At 48.9% G+C, this 13,945-nt stretch carries 18 protein-coding genes; 17 read left to right on the top strand and 1 reads right to left on the bottom strand.

Annotation, left to right across the window (positions count from 1 at the left end; genetic code table 11):
* Window positions 1-67 precede the first annotated feature (67 nt).
* On the top strand, window positions 68-1,480 hold the full coding sequence (dnaB, locus tag IDAT_RS06750; protein WP_034732172.1) for a replicative DNA helicase: 1,413 nt from the start codon (window positions 68-70) through the stop codon (window positions 1,478-1,480).
* Between the two features lie 9 nt (window positions 1,481-1,489).
* Here the strand turns inward: dnaB and zur are convergent, their stop codons facing one another.
* Window positions 1,490-1,930 (bottom strand): zinc uptake transcriptional repressor Zur, encoded by a 441-nt coding sequence (gene zur / locus IDAT_RS06745; protein WP_034732170.1) that lies wholly within the window; start codon window positions 1,928-1,930, stop codon window positions 1,490-1,492.
* Between the two features lie 62 nt (window positions 1,931-1,992).
* On the opposite strand from zur, the gene IDAT_RS06740 reads away from it, so the two are divergent.
* The 16 genes from IDAT_RS06740 (at window position 1,993) to IDAT_RS06665 (ending at window position 13,939) form a co-directional block, all read left to right on the top strand.
* Window positions 1,993-3,585 (top strand): amidase, encoded by a 1,593-nt coding sequence (locus IDAT_RS06740; RefSeq protein ID WP_034732169.1) that lies wholly within the window; start codon window positions 1,993-1,995, stop codon window positions 3,583-3,585.
* An 86-nt stretch (window positions 3,586-3,671) separates the two neighbouring features.
* The gene (gene dusA / locus IDAT_RS06735; protein WP_081909782.1) at window positions 3,672-4,733 is read left to right on the top strand and encodes a tRNA dihydrouridine(20/20a) synthase DusA; all 1,062 of its coding nucleotides are present in this window, start codon (window positions 3,672-3,674) and stop codon (window positions 4,731-4,733) included.
* Window positions 4,734-4,889: 156 nt separating this feature from the next.
* Window positions 4,890-5,165 (top strand): hypothetical protein, encoded by a 276-nt coding sequence (locus tag IDAT_RS06730; RefSeq protein WP_156099493.1) that lies wholly within the window; start codon window positions 4,890-4,892, stop codon window positions 5,163-5,165.
* Between the two features lie 218 nt (window positions 5,166-5,383).
* Entirely contained in the window at window positions 5,384-6,574 is a 1,191-nt protein-coding gene (locus tag IDAT_RS06725) for a dipeptidase (protein ID WP_034732311.1), read from the top strand.
* A gap of 294 nt (window positions 6,575-6,868) precedes the next feature.
* Window positions 6,869-7,180, top strand: a complete 312-nt coding sequence (gene rpsJ / locus IDAT_RS06720; RefSeq protein WP_008488677.1) for a 30S ribosomal protein S10 — start codon at window positions 6,869-6,871, stop codon at window positions 7,178-7,180.
* A 38-nt stretch (window positions 7,181-7,218) separates the two neighbouring features.
* Window positions 7,219-7,863 (top strand): 50S ribosomal protein L3, encoded by a 645-nt coding sequence (gene rplC / locus IDAT_RS06715; RefSeq protein WP_034732166.1) that lies wholly within the window; start codon window positions 7,219-7,221, stop codon window positions 7,861-7,863.
* A gap of 18 nt (window positions 7,864-7,881) precedes the next feature.
* Window positions 7,882-8,487 (top strand): 50S ribosomal protein L4, encoded by a 606-nt coding sequence (rplD, locus tag IDAT_RS06710; protein WP_034732165.1) that lies wholly within the window; start codon window positions 7,882-7,884, stop codon window positions 8,485-8,487.
* On the top strand, window positions 8,484-8,786 hold the full coding sequence (rplW, locus tag IDAT_RS06705) for a 50S ribosomal protein L23 (RefSeq protein WP_034732164.1): 303 nt from the start codon (window positions 8,484-8,486) through the stop codon (window positions 8,784-8,786). Before rplD ends, rplW begins: the two co-directional genes overlap by 4 nt.
* Window positions 8,787-8,800: 14 nt before the next feature.
* Window positions 8,801-9,625, top strand: a complete 825-nt coding sequence (gene rplB / locus IDAT_RS06700) for a 50S ribosomal protein L2 (protein WP_034732163.1) — start codon at window positions 8,801-8,803, stop codon at window positions 9,623-9,625.
* 16 nt (window positions 9,626-9,641) lie between these two features.
* Window positions 9,642-9,920, top strand: coding sequence for a 30S ribosomal protein S19 (gene rpsS, locus IDAT_RS06695; RefSeq protein ID WP_026860408.1), 279 nt, complete (start codon window positions 9,642-9,644; stop codon window positions 9,918-9,920).
* 11 nt (window positions 9,921-9,931) lie between these two features.
* On the top strand, window positions 9,932-10,264 hold the full coding sequence (rplV, locus tag IDAT_RS06690) for a 50S ribosomal protein L22 (RefSeq protein WP_026860407.1): 333 nt from the start codon (window positions 9,932-9,934) through the stop codon (window positions 10,262-10,264).
* 10 nt (window positions 10,265-10,274) lie between these two features.
* Complete coding sequence (gene rpsC, locus IDAT_RS06685; protein WP_034732162.1) at window positions 10,275-10,961, top strand: 30S ribosomal protein S3; 687 nt, start codon at window positions 10,275-10,277, stop codon at window positions 10,959-10,961.
* A gap of 11 nt (window positions 10,962-10,972) precedes the next feature.
* On the top strand, window positions 10,973-11,386 hold the full coding sequence (rplP, locus tag IDAT_RS06680; RefSeq protein WP_034732161.1) for a 50S ribosomal protein L16: 414 nt from the start codon (window positions 10,973-10,975) through the stop codon (window positions 11,384-11,386).
* Window positions 11,386-11,577 carry a 50S ribosomal protein L29 gene (gene rpmC, locus IDAT_RS06675; RefSeq protein WP_034732160.1) on the top strand — a complete coding sequence of 64 codons (192 nt, stop codon included), beginning with the start codon at window positions 11,386-11,388 and terminating at the stop codon, window positions 11,575-11,577. Before rplP ends, rpmC begins: the two co-directional genes overlap by 1 nt.
* Window positions 11,577-11,840: a 30S ribosomal protein S17 gene (gene rpsQ, locus IDAT_RS06670; protein ID WP_034732157.1), complete on the top strand. Its 264-nt coding sequence runs from the start codon at window positions 11,577-11,579 to the stop codon at window positions 11,838-11,840. Before rpmC ends, rpsQ begins: the two co-directional genes overlap by 1 nt.
* Before the next feature lie 131 nt (window positions 11,841-11,971).
* A complete protein-coding gene (locus IDAT_RS06665; protein WP_034732156.1) occupies window positions 11,972-13,939 on the top strand; it encodes a BCCT family transporter in 1,968 nt (655 codons plus the stop codon).
* Window positions 13,940-13,945 lie beyond the last annotated feature (6 nt).

Genomic DNA, 13,945 nt, shown 5'->3' with positions numbered 1-13,945 from the left:
CCGCTTTCTTATGTCGCCAGCTTTTTGTATAGTCTTACCCATTCGTCGTTAATTACCTGAGAGTCGCATGGCCGCAAATCGCCCCGAGAAAAAATCCCGTTCTGACGCTAAATTAGCGGCAATGAAAACACCGCCGCATTCAATTGAAGCTGAACAATCGGTATTGGGCGGCTTGATGCTGGATAATCAGGCGTGGGATAACATCGCGGGCGAGATCATCGCTGATGATTTTTACCATCGTGGTCACAAGTTGATCTTCCAAGCCATGCACCGCCTTACCGAGCGCAACCAACCGATAGACTTAGTGACCGTATCGGAAGACCTTGAGAGTGCCGGCGAATTGCAAGATATTGGTGGCTTTGCCTATCTAGGGGAAATTGCCAAGAACACACCCAGTGCCGCAAACATTCGAGCGTATGCGCAAATTGTCCGTGAACGCGCGGTGCTGCGGGAAATGATCGCGGTGTCGAACGAAATCACCGAGTCATGCTTTGATACACAGAATCGGACTAGCCAAGAATTATTAGATTTTGCTGAGCGCAAGGTTTTTAATATTGCCGAAAAGCGCATGAATAATGATGATGGACCGCAGGCGATTGCTCCGATTTTGCAGCGTACGGTGGATCGTATCGACGAACTGAGTCGGAGTAAGGACCCCAATGGTGTTACCGGTAAGGCGACTGGATTTGCCGATCTCGATGACATGACCGCGGGCCTGCAACCGTCAGATTTGATCATTGTCGCGGCGCGACCATCTATGGGTAAAACCACCTTCGCGATGAACTTAGTCGAGAACATCGCACTTAAATACAAAGAACCTGTATTAGTCTTTAGTCTCGAAATGCCAGCGGAACAAATTATCATGCGGATGATGGCATCGCTGAGTCATGTCGACCAGACGCGGGTGCGCAACGGTCGCTTAAAGGAAGAAGATTGGAGCCGTATTGCTTCAACTATTTCGATTCTAAAAGAACGTAATAACATTTTTATTGATGACTCTTCAGGCTTAACACCAAACGAAGTACGCTCGCGAGCGCGGCGTGTCTATCGTGAGCATGGAGGTTTATCTATGATTATGGTCGATTATCTGCAGTTGATGACGGTGCCTGGAATGTCAGAAAACCGTACCTTAGAGATTGCCGAAATTTCACGCTCGCTTAAGGCCTTGGCAAAGGAACTCAATGTACCTGTGGTGGCATTGTCCCAGCTCAACCGCTCGCTGGAGCAACGCTCCAACCGTCGACCCGTTAACTCGGATTTGCGTGAATCTGGCTCTATTGAGCAGGACGCTGACGTGATCATGTTTATCTATCGCGACGAGGTCTATCATCCTGAGACAGAGTACAAAAATATTGCCGAAGTGATTTTAGGCAAGCAACGGAATGGACCTATTGGCACTGTGACCTTGAAGTTTCAAGGTCAATTCTCGCGCTTCGATAATCTTGCCAAGCATGAAATTCCCGATGGTCCCGACTATTAACCGACCCGCTTAAACGCAGTTACTGCAAATGCCGTGGGCTTCGATGGTTTGTGTTTCGACCCGGAAGCCATGGTCCTCGGCTTGTTTGCGTAGCGCGTTATAGACACCTTCCGATTGAATCTCTTGCACTGTGCCACAGCTGTCGCAAATTAACATTTGTACCGGATGCTGGTGGTCGAAATGGCTGCACAGTACGTAACTGTTCGACGACGAAATTTTGTGTACGAAGCCTTGCTCTTGTAAGAAATCAAGAGCGCGATAGATCGTTGGCGGTTTCGCGTTAGGAACCGCCGCTTTCAGCTTGTCGAGCAGGTCATAGGCACCAACGGCACCAGATTCGCCAGCGAGAATTTCAAATACTTCGCGGCGGGCAGGAGTCAGCCTAGCACCACGTTGTTCGCAGAGCTTTTCGGCTTTGGTAATCAATCGAGCGGTTTCTTTTGTCGTCATATCGCAAAGTTTACCACGCGAATAAACTATAGGATAGACTCAAGATAAAGAGGAGCATAACAATGACAACAACCCAACTAAAAGCACGACGCAATCGCCGTCGGTTACTGATCACCTTATTCAGCGCGGGACTTGCGTGGCAAACTCAAGCTATCGCAGCGCCGGAATTTGATTTTCGCGAGGTAACGGTCGAGCAGTTACAAAGTGCGATGGACTCAGGCGAGCTAACGGCCGAACAAGTTGTGCGCCATTACTATCGGCAAATCGCTCAACACAATCGTCGTGGCGCCGATTTACGTGCTGTTAATCAGTTATTGCCGTTGGACGAGGCGCTTGCTATTGCGCGGCAACTGGACGCGGAGCGTGCTGATGGCTCCACGCGTGGTCCATTGCACGGCGTTCCAGTTCTGTTAAAAGACAATATTGATACTGCAGACGGTTTGGCAAATACCGCAGGCTCATTACTATTGAAAGATCATCAACCGAGCCAAGATGCATTTTTAGTTAAGCAACTGCGCGCGGCTGGAGCAATCATTATAGGTAAAGCTAATTTGAGTGAATGGGCAAACTTTCGCTCCACAGCATCAAGCTCAGGCTGGAGCAGTATCGGCGGGCAAGTGAAGAACCCATTTGATACCACTCGCAGTCCTTGTGGCTCGAGCTCAGGCTCTGCCGTTGCAGTAAGTGCGAACTTAATCCCGTTAGCGGTCGGTACTGAAACCGATGGCTCGTTGGTTTGCCCAGCGGCGATTAACGGCATCGTCACCATTAAGCCTACGCTCGGTTCGGTGAGTCGCAGTGGCATTATCCCGATTTCACACAGTCAGGACAGTGCTGGACCTATGGCACGCAGCGTCAGTGACGCGGTCTACATGCTTGAGGCTATGCTCGGCGAAGACGCTGCTGACAGTGCAAGCTACAGCGTAAGCATCGATTATTCTGCTCATCTAAAAGACGATGGCCTCGCCGGTAAGCGCATTGGCGTGATGCGCGAATTGACCGGGTATCACGCCGGCCTTGATATGGTCTTCGAAGGGCAGTTGCAGGTGCTGGTAAACGCTGGGGCTGAATTGGTTGAGGATGTTAGCTTCAGCAATGGTCGTAATTGGGGCCAAGACGAATTTACTGTGCTGTTACATGAGTTTAAATATGACATGGCCGCCTACCTCGCGCAGCATCCAAAGTTGGCCTATCGCAGTTTAGCCGATTTAGAAGCTGCCAATAATGAACAAGCAGATGCGGTTATGCCGTTCTTTGGCCAAGAATTATTCACGATGGCAAACGCCCGCACCGATGAGCAGCAAGAGGAATACGAAGCTGCGCGAGAGCGCGCGAAACAAGCTGCCGGTAAAGACGGAATCGATGCGACTTTGGCTGAATATGAAGTAGATCTCTTGGTTGCTCCGACCACAGCGCCAGCGTGGAAAATTGATCTAGTCAACGGTGACCACTATTTAGGTTCAGCAAGTTCACCAGCTGCAGTTGCCGGCTATCCGCACATCACCGTGCCAATGGGCTTTGTACAGCATCTGCCAGTAGGCATGAGCTTTTTTGCCGGAGCGAATAGTGAAGCTGTGTTGATTGAAGCTGCTTATGCTTATGAACAGGCGAGTCAGCAACGGCGCGCACCGGCGCTGATGCCGCGCAGTCATTAACCGCTGTCGTTACTTGCAAAGCAGAGCTGAAACCGTAGAATACGCGCTCCGCTTTTGCTGCTTCATCGAAGCTTAGGTTGATAGAAATGAATGATGTATCGACAACTCGTTTAGTTACGCCAAGTATTGCCATTGCGCCAATGCTTGACTGGACGGATCGCCACTGTCGGTATTTTCATCGGTTATTTACTGAAAAAACCGTGCTTTTCACTGAAATGGTAACGACTGGCGCCATAATACACGGTAAGTACGACCATCTCACTTTCGATCCTGCAGAACAACCGGTGGTATTGCAGCTTGGCGGCAGTGATCCGCAGGCAATGGCGGAGTGCGCAGCGCGAGCCTATGAGCGTGGCTACCAAGCCGTTGATATCAACGTTGGCTGTCCATCGGATCGAGTTAAAAATGGTAGCTTTGGTGCTTGCCTGATGGCCGAACCTGAAACGGTCGCGGCATGCGTAGCAGCAATGCAAAAAGCGGCGCCTGGGTTGCGAGTGTCGGTAAAAACGCGCCTTGGTATTGACGAGCATGACAGTGACGCATTTCTTTATCGTTTTATCGACACCATTGCTGCCGCAGGCTGTCAGTACCTGACGCTACACGCACGTAAGGCGTGGCTGAATGGTTTAAGTCCAAAGCAAAATCGCGAAATACCACCGTTGCAATATGAGCGCGTCTATCGTGCTAAGCAACGTTATCCGGATCTTCACATCATGATTAACGGCGGCATTACGACTGCTACCGATATAGTGAACCACTTAACCCAAGTTGATGGTGTAATGATCGGTCGCGAAGCCTACCAAAATCCTGCGTTCTTAGGATGTTTCGACGCGCTATTAACGGATCCGACAACCGTGCCGACTGCACAAGTGGCGAGTTTCGCCGAACAAGTGCAGGTGGTTGAACAGATGATTCCTTATATCGAGTCCCACCTGCAACAAGGTGGGCGTTGCTGGCATGTGGCACGGCATATGCTAGGCCTATTCCAAGGCCAGCCGGGCGCCAAACGCTGGCGTCAGCACCTCAGTCAACAAGGGCCGCTAGCGACGGACGCCGAGCAATTAATGCGTAATGCGTTGGCTTTAGTACTGGTCGAACGTGAAAAATTTGACCAACGAATAGCGGAAATGACGAACGAGTCAATTTAGCTAAACACCTCTTTATACCATCTGCAGAAATTAAAATTACTTATAAAACAGTAGTTTGTAATTTATTTTAAAAGTTGGCACAACCTTTGTATTACTCCTTGCGACTTAACTAACAACCAGTTCGTAGTCGGTTGCTTTAACCCACGTAAGGAGAACATGATGAAAAAGGTAATTGCAGGTTTAGCATTGGTAGTAGCTTCATTTTCAGGTACGGCAGCAGCTGACGGTATGTCACTTGAAGAAGCGCTAGCGAATTCGTTAAAGGCGCAAACAGCGCAAGTCAAGCAGCAGATCGTGCAGCAAAACAAAAGCGGTTACGACTATGCATTGGCTGCACTTCAGCACCTTGCTCCGCAGCGCTATGTAGTGATCGCTCAAGTGGCAGCTACTGAGCAACGCAAGCAGGACAAAGTGCAATCGCGTGGAGAGTAAACCATGCTTAGCAACACCGCCATTTGGTTAGTGATTCTTACCCTCGCACCTGTAGTTAGTACAGTCGTTGCAGGTGCGGTCGTTGCGATAAATCATGCGGTTAACGCATCAAACACGGGGTGATTTTCGCGCGGAGATTATGCTAGTCTGCTGTACACAACAACAACTAGAATTATCTCATCGAGGAAGCCCCCGTGAACAAATTTGCATGGTTAGGAATGGTCAGTGCCGTAAGTCTGGCTGTTACCGGTGCGCTAAACGTACAAGTAAGCGCCCAAGAATACACTGCTAGCGACAAAGCGAAGCAAATTGCGCAAGACAATATGTTGATCGACACCCACATTGATGTGCCTTATCGCATTGCCAATCTGTGGGAAGATGTCACCCAAGCCACCGCCCAAGGTGAATTTGATTATCCGCGTGCAGTCGAAGGCGGCTTAAATGTCCCATTTATGTCGATTTATATTCCTGCCCAGCTAGAACAAACCCCAGGCGCCAGTAAGCAGCTCGCGCATCAACTGATTGATAGTATGGAAGCCTTAGCATGGCGTGCGCCGGATAAATTTGCCATGGCTTACACCGTCGCCGACGTTGAAAAGCAGTTCGAGCAAGGGCAAATTTCGATTGCTCTAGGGATGGAAAACGGCTCACCGATGGAAGGCGATATGGCCAACCTGAAAGAATTCTATGAGCGTGGCATTCGCTACATTACATTATCGCACTCATTATCAAATCACATCGCTGACTCGTCCTACGATATTCGTCGGCAGTGGAATGGCCTCAGCCCGTTTGGCAAAGAGCTGGTGGTTGAAATGAACAACATCGGCATGATGATCGATATTTCTCATGTCTCAGATGATGCCTTTTGGCAGACCTTAGAAATTACCAAAGCACCAGTCATCGCATCGCACTCTTCGTTACGTCGTTATACCCCAGGTTTTGAACGCAATATGAGCGACGACATGATCAAAGCGCTGGGTGAAAATGGTGGCGTGATCATGATTAACTTTGGTTCGACTTTTGTTACGCAAGCGGCCAACCGTTACCGCGACATGATTAACCAACAAATCGAGCAAGTGAAAGAACAGTACGGCGAAGACAGTGAAGAAGCCAAAACGCGTATTGCCGAACTGCAAAAAGACAATCCATTTCCATTTGCCACCCTTGAGCAGGTGCTTGATCATATCGACCATGTGGTCGAACTTATTGGCATCGACCATGTGGGCATAGGCTCCGACTATGATGGTGTGGGTGATTCGCTGCCGGTGGGACTCAAAGATGTCTCAACTTATCCAAATCTAATTCAGGGTTTACTCGATCGCGGCTACTCGGAAGCCGATATTAAGAAAATCATGAACGAGAATCTGCTCCGCGTCTGGCGCCAAGTCGAAGACTACAAAAAGCGTTAATCGTCAATCGTGACTCGTTAGGGGGAGGTTTTAATATTCTCACCCTAACGATGAGCGAAGCGGTCGAATAACGAGTAACGCTGTTGCTTTTAGCTCATTTCCGTGTATAATTCGCCGCCACAGTTGTTGATCCCCAAAGCGGGGACAACCTCTGGAAGTTAGGTAACCACAGCAATCCCGATAGGGGATTGAATGTTGATTCGTTGGAAAGACCTCGCCCGGTATGCTGCCAGGGTGGCGGTTTTTTTCTGTGCTCTTTTTTAAATGCTCTTTATTTTGAGGCTTTGATTTTTTATGGCTAATCAAAGAATTCGGATTCGACTGAAAGCGTTCGATCACCGTCTGATTGACCAGTCAACTGCAGAAATCGTAGAAACTGCAAAACGCACTGGTGCTCAGGTACGTGGTCCAATCCCTCTGCCTACGCGCAAAGAACGTTTCACCGTGTTGATTTCTCCACACGTGAACAAAGATGCACGTGACCAGTACGAGATCCGTACCCACAAGCGTCTGATCGATATCATGGACCCTACTGACAAGACAGTTGACGCGTTAATGCGTCTCGACCTTGCAGCTGGCGTTGATGTACAGATCAGCCTAGGTTAAGCGGGCAGTAATAGGATTACACACGAGAGGTTTTAACAATGGCTATTGGTCTAGTCGGTCGTAAAGTAGGAATGACACGTGTCTTCCAAGAAGACGGCGCTTCTGTACCTGTTACTGTGATTGAAGTGACTGCTAACCGTGTGACTCAGGTTAAAACTGAGGAAACAGACGGCTATCGTGCGCTTCAAGTAACAACAGGCGACAAAAAAGCGAACCGCGTAAACAAACCAGCTGCTGGTCACTTTGCGAAAGCAGGTGTTGAAGCAGGTCGTGGTCTCTGGGAATTCCGCCTAGAAGACGGCGAAGGTGATGATTTCGCAGTAGGTTCTGAAATCACCGTAGAAATTTTTGCGGACACCAAAAAAGTAGACGTTACCGGTATCTCTAAAGGTAAAGGTTTCCAAGGTGCTATCAAGCGTTGGAATTTCCGTACTCAGGACGCAACCCATGGTAACTCGTTGTCACATCGTGCACCGGGTTCTATCGGTCAAAACCAGTCTCCTGGTCGGGTATTCAAAGGCAAGAAAATGGCAGGCCAAATGGGTAACAAACAAATTACCGTACAAACGCTAGACGTAGTACGTGTAGACGCTGAGCGTGGTTTGTTGCTGATTCGTGGCGCTGTCCCTGGTGCTACTGGCGGTGATGTCATCATCAAGCCAGCAGTCAAGGCTAAGGCGTAACGTCTGAGGAGAATGGTGATGGAATTAACATTAAAAGACGCAAAAGGCGCTCTTGAAGTTTCCGAAGCTACCTTTGGACGTGAGTTCAACGAAGCTTTGATTCATCAGGTAGTCGTTGCTTATGCTGCTGGCGCCCGTCAGGGTTCTAAAGCACAAAAGACGCGTTCTGAAGTATCTGGCGGTGGCAAAAAGCCATGGCGTCAGAAGGGTACTGGCCGCGCTCGCGCAGGTACTATCCGTAGCCCAATCTGGCGCTCTGGTGGTACTACTTTTGCAGCAAAACCACGCAGCCACGACCAGAAAGTAAACAAAAAAATGTACCGCGGTGCGATGAAAAGCATCTTGTCTGAACTGGTTCGTCAAGACCGTTTAGTCGTGGTAGAAAGCTTTGGTGTTGATGCACCAAAAACCAAAGATTTGGTTGCTAAGCTGAAAGCAATGGAACTGAACGACGTGTTGATCGTGACCAAAGAACTTGATGAAAACTTGTTCTTGGCTTCACGCAACTTGCACAAAGTTGACGCGCGCGACGTACAGGGCATTGACCCAGTAAGCCTGATTGCTTTTGAGAAAGTTTTGATGACTGCGGACGCAGTGAAGCAACTTGAGGAGGTATTATCATGATGCGTGAAGAACGTTTACTCAAAGTGATTCTTGCTCCTCACGTTTCTGAGAAATCAACTGTTGCAGCTGAAACTGCGAACACGGTTGTTTTCAAAGTTGCTAAAGACGCTAACAAAGCTGAAATCAAAGCGGCAGTTGAGAAACTGTTCGAGGTTGAAGTTGAAGGCGTTCGCACTGTCAACGTGAAAGGCAAAACCAAACGTACCGGTATGCGCTTCGGTAAGCGTAGTGACTGGAAAAAAGCGTATGTCACCCTGAAAGAAGGTGCTGACATCGACTTCGTCGGCGGCGCTGAGTAAGAGGAGGAATTCACATGGCATTAGTTAAGTGTAAGCCTACGTCTCCAGGTCGTCGCCACGTCGTTAAAGTGGTTAACGAAGACCTGTACAAAGGTAAACCTTACGCGCCTTTGTTGGATAAAAACAACAAGAAAGGCGGTCGTAACAACAACGGTCGTATTACTGTTCGTCACATCGGCGGTGGTCACAAGCATCACTACCGTATGATCGACTTTAAACGTACCAAAGACGGTATCCCTGCGAAAGTTGAGCGTTTGGAATATGATCCAAACCGTTCAGCAAACATCGCATTGGTTCTGTATGCAGACGGTGAGCGTCGCTACATTCTTGCCCCTAAAGGCTTGAAAGCTGGTGATTCTGTACAGTCTGGTTCAGATGCACCGATCAAAGCGGGTAACACCTTGCCACTGCGCAATATCCCAGTAGGTTCGGTTGTACACGCTATCGAAATGAAGCCTGGTAAAGGTGCTCAGCTGGCACGTTCAGCTGGTGCTTACGTACAGGTTTTGGCTCGCGATGGCAACTACGTGACGGTACGTATGCGTTCTGGTGAAGTTCGCCGGATCCCATCGGACTGCCGTGCAACCATCGGTGAAGTCGGCAACGCAGAACACATGCTGCGTCAATTGGGTAAAGCTGGTGCGAAGCGCTGGCGTGGTGTTCGTCCTACCGTCCGCGGTGTGGCGATGAACCCAGTTGATCACCCACACGGTGGTGGTGAAGGTCGTACTTCAGGTGGTCGTCATCCGGTTACTCCTTGGGGTACACCGACTAAGGGTTATAAGACCCGTAAGAACAAGCGTACTGATAAATTCATCGTACGTCGTCGCACTAAATAAGAGTTGAGGATTAAACATGCCACGTTCTCTTAAAAAAGGTCCATTTATCGACCTTCACCTGCTGAATAAGGTGGAGAAAGCGTTGGAAGCCGGGGACAAGAAGCCTATTAAAACTTGGTCTCGTCGTTCAATGATTATCCCTGATATGATCGGCCTTACAATCGCTGTTCATAACGGTCGCCAGCACGTACCAGTTTTCGTTTCTGACGAAATGATTGGTCACAAGCTTGGTGAATTTGCACCAACCCGCACTTATCGTGGCCATGCCGCTGATAAGAAAGCCAAGAAACGCTAAGGAGAGTTAAGATGGAAGCTATTGCTATTCATAAGTTTGCTCGCCTGTCTGCGCAGAAAGGCCGGTTGGTAGCTGACCAAATTCGCGGTTTGCCAGTAGCGAAAGCGCTGGACATTCTGAACTACAGCCCGAAAGACGCAGCTGGTCTGCTGAAAAAGGTGCTGGAGTCAGCTATCGCGAATGCTGAACACAACGAAGGCGCCGACATCGACGAGCTGAAAGTTGCAAAAGTAATGGTTGACGAAGGTCCTACCATGAAACGCATCAAGCCTCGTGCGAAAGGTCGTGCTGATCGTATCTTTAAGCGTACCAGCCACATTACTGTGGTTGTTTCAGATAGCTAGGAGATAAGTTATGGGTCAGAAAGTACATCCTAATGGTATTCGCCTAGGTATCACCAAACCATGGAATGCAACCTGGTTCGCGAATACAAAAGATTTTGCCGACAACCTGCACAGTGATCATCAGGTTCGCCAAATGCTGCAGAAGCAACTGAGCAACGCTTCAGTTTCTCGCATCGTTATTGAGCGTCCTGCAAAAAGTATCCGTGTGACTATCCACACTGCCCGTCCAGGCGTAGTGATTGGCAAGAAAGGCGAAGATGTTGAGAAGCTGCGTCAAGCGGTTTCTAAATTGACTGGCGTGCCAGCGCAAATCAACATCTCTGAAGTTCGTAAGCCAGAATTGGATGCACAATTGGTTGCTGAAAATATCGCTGGTCAGCTAGAGCGTCGTGTCATGTTCCGTCGTGCGATGAAGCGCGCGGTACAAAACGCAATGCGTCTTGGCGCCAAAGGTATCAAAGTGGAAGTTAGCGGTCGTTTAGGCGGAGCAGAGATTGCTCGTTCTGAGTGGTACCGTGAAGGTCGCGTACCGTTGCACACCTTGCGTGCAGATATCGATTACGCAACTGCAGAAGCTAACACCACTTACGGTATTATCGGTGTAAAAGTTTGGGTCTTCCGTGGTGAAGTACTGGGCGGTATGCCAGTCGAAGAAAAGCCACAAGCTCCAGCTAAACGCCCTAAAGGCCGTAAGTAAGGAGAAACTAAATGTTACAACCAAAGCGTACAAAATTCCGTAAGGTTCACAAGGGCCGCAACCGTGGTCTGGCGCAAGCAGGTAACAAAGTTAGCTTCGGTACTTTCGGTTTGAAAGCTGTTGACCGTGGTCGTATGACTGCGCGTCAAATCGAAGCGGCTCGTCGTGCCATGACGCGTCACGTGAAACGTCAAGGTAAAATTTGGATCCGCGTGTTCCCTGACAAACCAATTACTCAGAAGCCTCTTGAAGTGCGGATGGGTAAAGGTAAAGGTAGCGTGGAGTACTGGGTAGCTCAAATTCAGCCAGGTCGTGTCCTGTATGAAATCGACGGTGTTTCGGAAGAGTTGGCGCGTGAAGCGTTCGACCTTGCGGCACGTAAGCTGCCATTCAAAACCATCTTTGTATCTCGGACGGTGATGTAATGAAAGCGAACGAACTGAATGAAAAAACCGTTGAGCAGCTGCAAGAAGAATTGCTGGGTTTGCGTCGCGAGCAGTTTAACCTGCGTATGCAAGCAGCTACTGGTCAGCTGAATCAAACTCACATGTTGAAGCAAGTGCGTCGTGATATCGCACGTGTGAAAACTATTCTGAATCAGAAGGCAGGTGCGTAATGGCTGAAGAAAAACGTATTCGTACTCTGCAAGGTCGTGTCGTTAGCGACAAGATGGACAAGTCTATCGTTGTAGCTATCGAGCGTCGTGTGAAGCACCCTGTATATGGTAAGTACATTACCCGTACAACTAAACTTCACGCTCACGACGAAGACAACTCATGTAAAACTGGCGATACCGTGATTATTCGCGAAACGCGTCCAGTATCCAAGACCAAAAATTGGGCATTAGTTGAAATTGTAGAGCGCGCAGAAGTTATCTAATTTAGATAGCGAAACGCTTAAAAAAGGCCTCCAGCATTGGGGGCCTTTTTGTTTTGTTGTGATCGAAACTCGCAACTCACGCATAACCCTCTATAATTAATGGAAAATCACACCAACTGGGAGTATCGAGCATGGATTCGAGCGAGAAAGCCCGTCTTAATCCCCCCGTGTTTTACAGCGCTGCGGGACTCATCTTTATCATCTTATTATTTTCAAGTATTTTCCCTGACGCCGCAGCTGGCACTTTTGACAGTATTCAGTCAGCAATAATTGAGAATGCCAGTTGGTTCTATGTAACTGCGGTCGCGATTATTTTGCTGTCAGTCGTCTACTTAGGCTTTTCGCGTTTTGGCACCATTAAATTAGGGCCTGACCATTCAAGCCCGGATTATTCCAAGATCACTTGGTTTTCGATGTTGTTTTCGGCAGGTATGGGCATTGGTCTCATGTTTTTCGGTGTTGCCGAACCAGTGATGCACTTTCTAGCGCCTCCGGTGGGTGATGCAGGTACCGTGGAAGCTGCGCGGGAAGCAATGAAAATCACTTTCTTCCACTGGGGTCTGCACGCTTGGGCAATCTATGCCATTGTGGCTTTGATTTTAGCGTTCTTTGCGTACCGCCATGGCTTACCCCTAACGCTTCGTTCGGCGCTTTACCCACTTATCGGAGAGCGCATTTACGGCCCTATCGGTCATGCGGTTGATGTGTTTGCGGTTATCGGTACCGTGTTTGGGGTAGCGACCTCGCTTGGTTTCGGGGTAGCGCAGGTCAACTCAGGTTTAGGCTATTTGTTTGATATTCCAGTCTCGACCATGGTGCAAGTTGGCTTGATCATCGGTGTGACTGGGCTTGCGATTATTTCGGTGACGACCGGCTTGGATAAAGGTATTCGCCGACTTTCCGAACTTAACATGGGCCTTGCAGTGCTGTTGTTATTGTTCGTACTTATTGCTGGCCCTACGGTATTTTTACTGCAGGCCTTTGTGCAAAACACCGGTGCATATGTCTCAGAAATTGTGGGTAACACCTTCAATTTGTTCGCTTATGAGAAAACTGATTGGATTGGCGGCTGGACAGTCTTTTATTGGGGCTGGTGGCTAAGCTGGGCGCCATTTGTCGGTTTATTTATAGCACGGGTATCGCGGGGCCGCACGATTCGTGAATTTGTGCTGGGCGTGTTGTTAGTGCCAGCCGGCTTTACGTTAATGTGGATGACGTTCTTCGGTAACTCAGCTATCGACATGATTCTGAACCAAGGAGCGGACCAACTCGGTGAGTTAGTGCAAAATGATACGCCAGTCGCACTATTTGCGTTCTTAGAGCAGTTTCCTTTTAGCACTTTCTTGTCCGGTTTAGCCACCGTCATGGTGATTGTTTTCTTTGTCACATCATCGGATTCTGGTTCCATGGTGGTTGATATGCTTTGTTCTAACGGCCGTGATGACACACCCGTATGGCAGCGTATTTTCTGGGCGAGTGGCGAGGGCGTCGTTGCCATCGTACTGCTCTTAGCCGGTGGTTTGGGAGCGTTACAAACTATGGCGATTGCCGCGGCATTGCCGTTTACCATTATTCTGATGATCACAACCTTTGGTTTGATAAAAGCCCTACGAGTGGATGTGCACAAAAAGGATGCACTGCAGAATAATTACCTGACGGCATCTGCGCTAAGTAATAAGAATTGGCGCGAACGGCTGCACAACATCATTGACTTCCCGAGTCGCCAAGTTGGACAGCGGTTCCTGCAACAAGTCGTCAAGCCGTCGTTTAATGAGGTTGCCGAAGAGATGCGCAGTAGCGGTTTGACCGTCAATTTGACCACAGATGATACCGACACTATTGAATTTAGGGTGGTGCATGGCGATGAAATCGACTTCGTTTACCAAGTTCATCTGGTCAGTCATATTCAGCCAGCTTTCATTCATGCTGAATCTGATCCACAAGACGTCAGTGAAGAACAAAAATACTATCGCGCGGAAGTTCACTTGCGGGAAGGCGGCCAAGACTACGATATCTTGGGTTGGTCGCGTGATGCAGTGATCGGTGATGTGATAGATCACTATCATAAACATATGCACTTTTTGCATGTTTTACGGTAAGGAGTC

Origin of the sequence: Pseudidiomarina atlantica, assembly GCF_000753735.1 — a bacterium.
Lineage (GTDB): Bacteria > Pseudomonadota > Gammaproteobacteria > Enterobacterales > Alteromonadaceae > Pseudidiomarina > Pseudidiomarina atlantica.
This window is presented reverse-complemented; position numbering and strand designations above follow the sequence as displayed.

Coding starts and splice junctions, on each gene's coding strand:
- rpsS (WP_026860408.1), top strand. CDS start 9,642: ATGCCACGTTCTCTTAAAAAAGGTCCATTTATCGACCTTCACCTGCTG.
- dusA (WP_081909782.1), top strand. CDS start 3,672: ATGAATGATGTATCGACAACTCGTTTAGTTACGCCAAGTATTGCCATT.
- rpsQ (WP_034732157.1), top strand. CDS start 11,577: ATGGCTGAAGAAAAACGTATTCGTACTCTGCAAGGTCGTGTCGTTAGC.
- dnaB (WP_034732172.1), top strand. CDS start 68: ATGGCCGCAAATCGCCCCGAGAAAAAATCCCGTTCTGACGCTAAATTA.
- rplB (WP_034732163.1), top strand. CDS start 8,801: ATGGCATTAGTTAAGTGTAAGCCTACGTCTCCAGGTCGTCGCCACGTC.
- rplP (WP_034732161.1), top strand. CDS start 10,973: ATGTTACAACCAAAGCGTACAAAATTCCGTAAGGTTCACAAGGGCCGC.
- rpsC (WP_034732162.1), top strand. CDS start 10,275: ATGGGTCAGAAAGTACATCCTAATGGTATTCGCCTAGGTATCACCAAA.
- rplD (WP_034732165.1), top strand. CDS start 7,882: ATGGAATTAACATTAAAAGACGCAAAAGGCGCTCTTGAAGTTTCCGAA.
- IDAT_RS06730 (WP_156099493.1), top strand. CDS start 4,890: ATGATGAAAAAGGTAATTGCAGGTTTAGCATTGGTAGTAGCTTCATTT.
- IDAT_RS06665 (WP_034732156.1), top strand. CDS start 11,972: ATGGATTCGAGCGAGAAAGCCCGTCTTAATCCCCCCGTGTTTTACAGC.
- IDAT_RS06725 (WP_034732311.1), top strand. CDS start 5,384: ATGGTCAGTGCCGTAAGTCTGGCTGTTACCGGTGCGCTAAACGTACAA.
- rplW (WP_034732164.1), top strand. CDS start 8,484: ATGATGCGTGAAGAACGTTTACTCAAAGTGATTCTTGCTCCTCACGTT.
- zur (WP_034732170.1), bottom strand. CDS start 1,930: ATGACGACAAAAGAAACCGCTCGATTGATTACCAAAGCCGAAAAGCTC.
- rpmC (WP_034732160.1), top strand. CDS start 11,386: ATGAAAGCGAACGAACTGAATGAAAAAACCGTTGAGCAGCTGCAAGAA.
- rplC (WP_034732166.1), top strand. CDS start 7,219: ATGGCTATTGGTCTAGTCGGTCGTAAAGTAGGAATGACACGTGTCTTC.
- rpsJ (WP_008488677.1), top strand. CDS start 6,869: ATGGCTAATCAAAGAATTCGGATTCGACTGAAAGCGTTCGATCACCGT.
- IDAT_RS06740 (WP_034732169.1), top strand. CDS start 1,993: ATGACAACAACCCAACTAAAAGCACGACGCAATCGCCGTCGGTTACTG.
- rplV (WP_026860407.1), top strand. CDS start 9,932: ATGGAAGCTATTGCTATTCATAAGTTTGCTCGCCTGTCTGCGCAGAAA.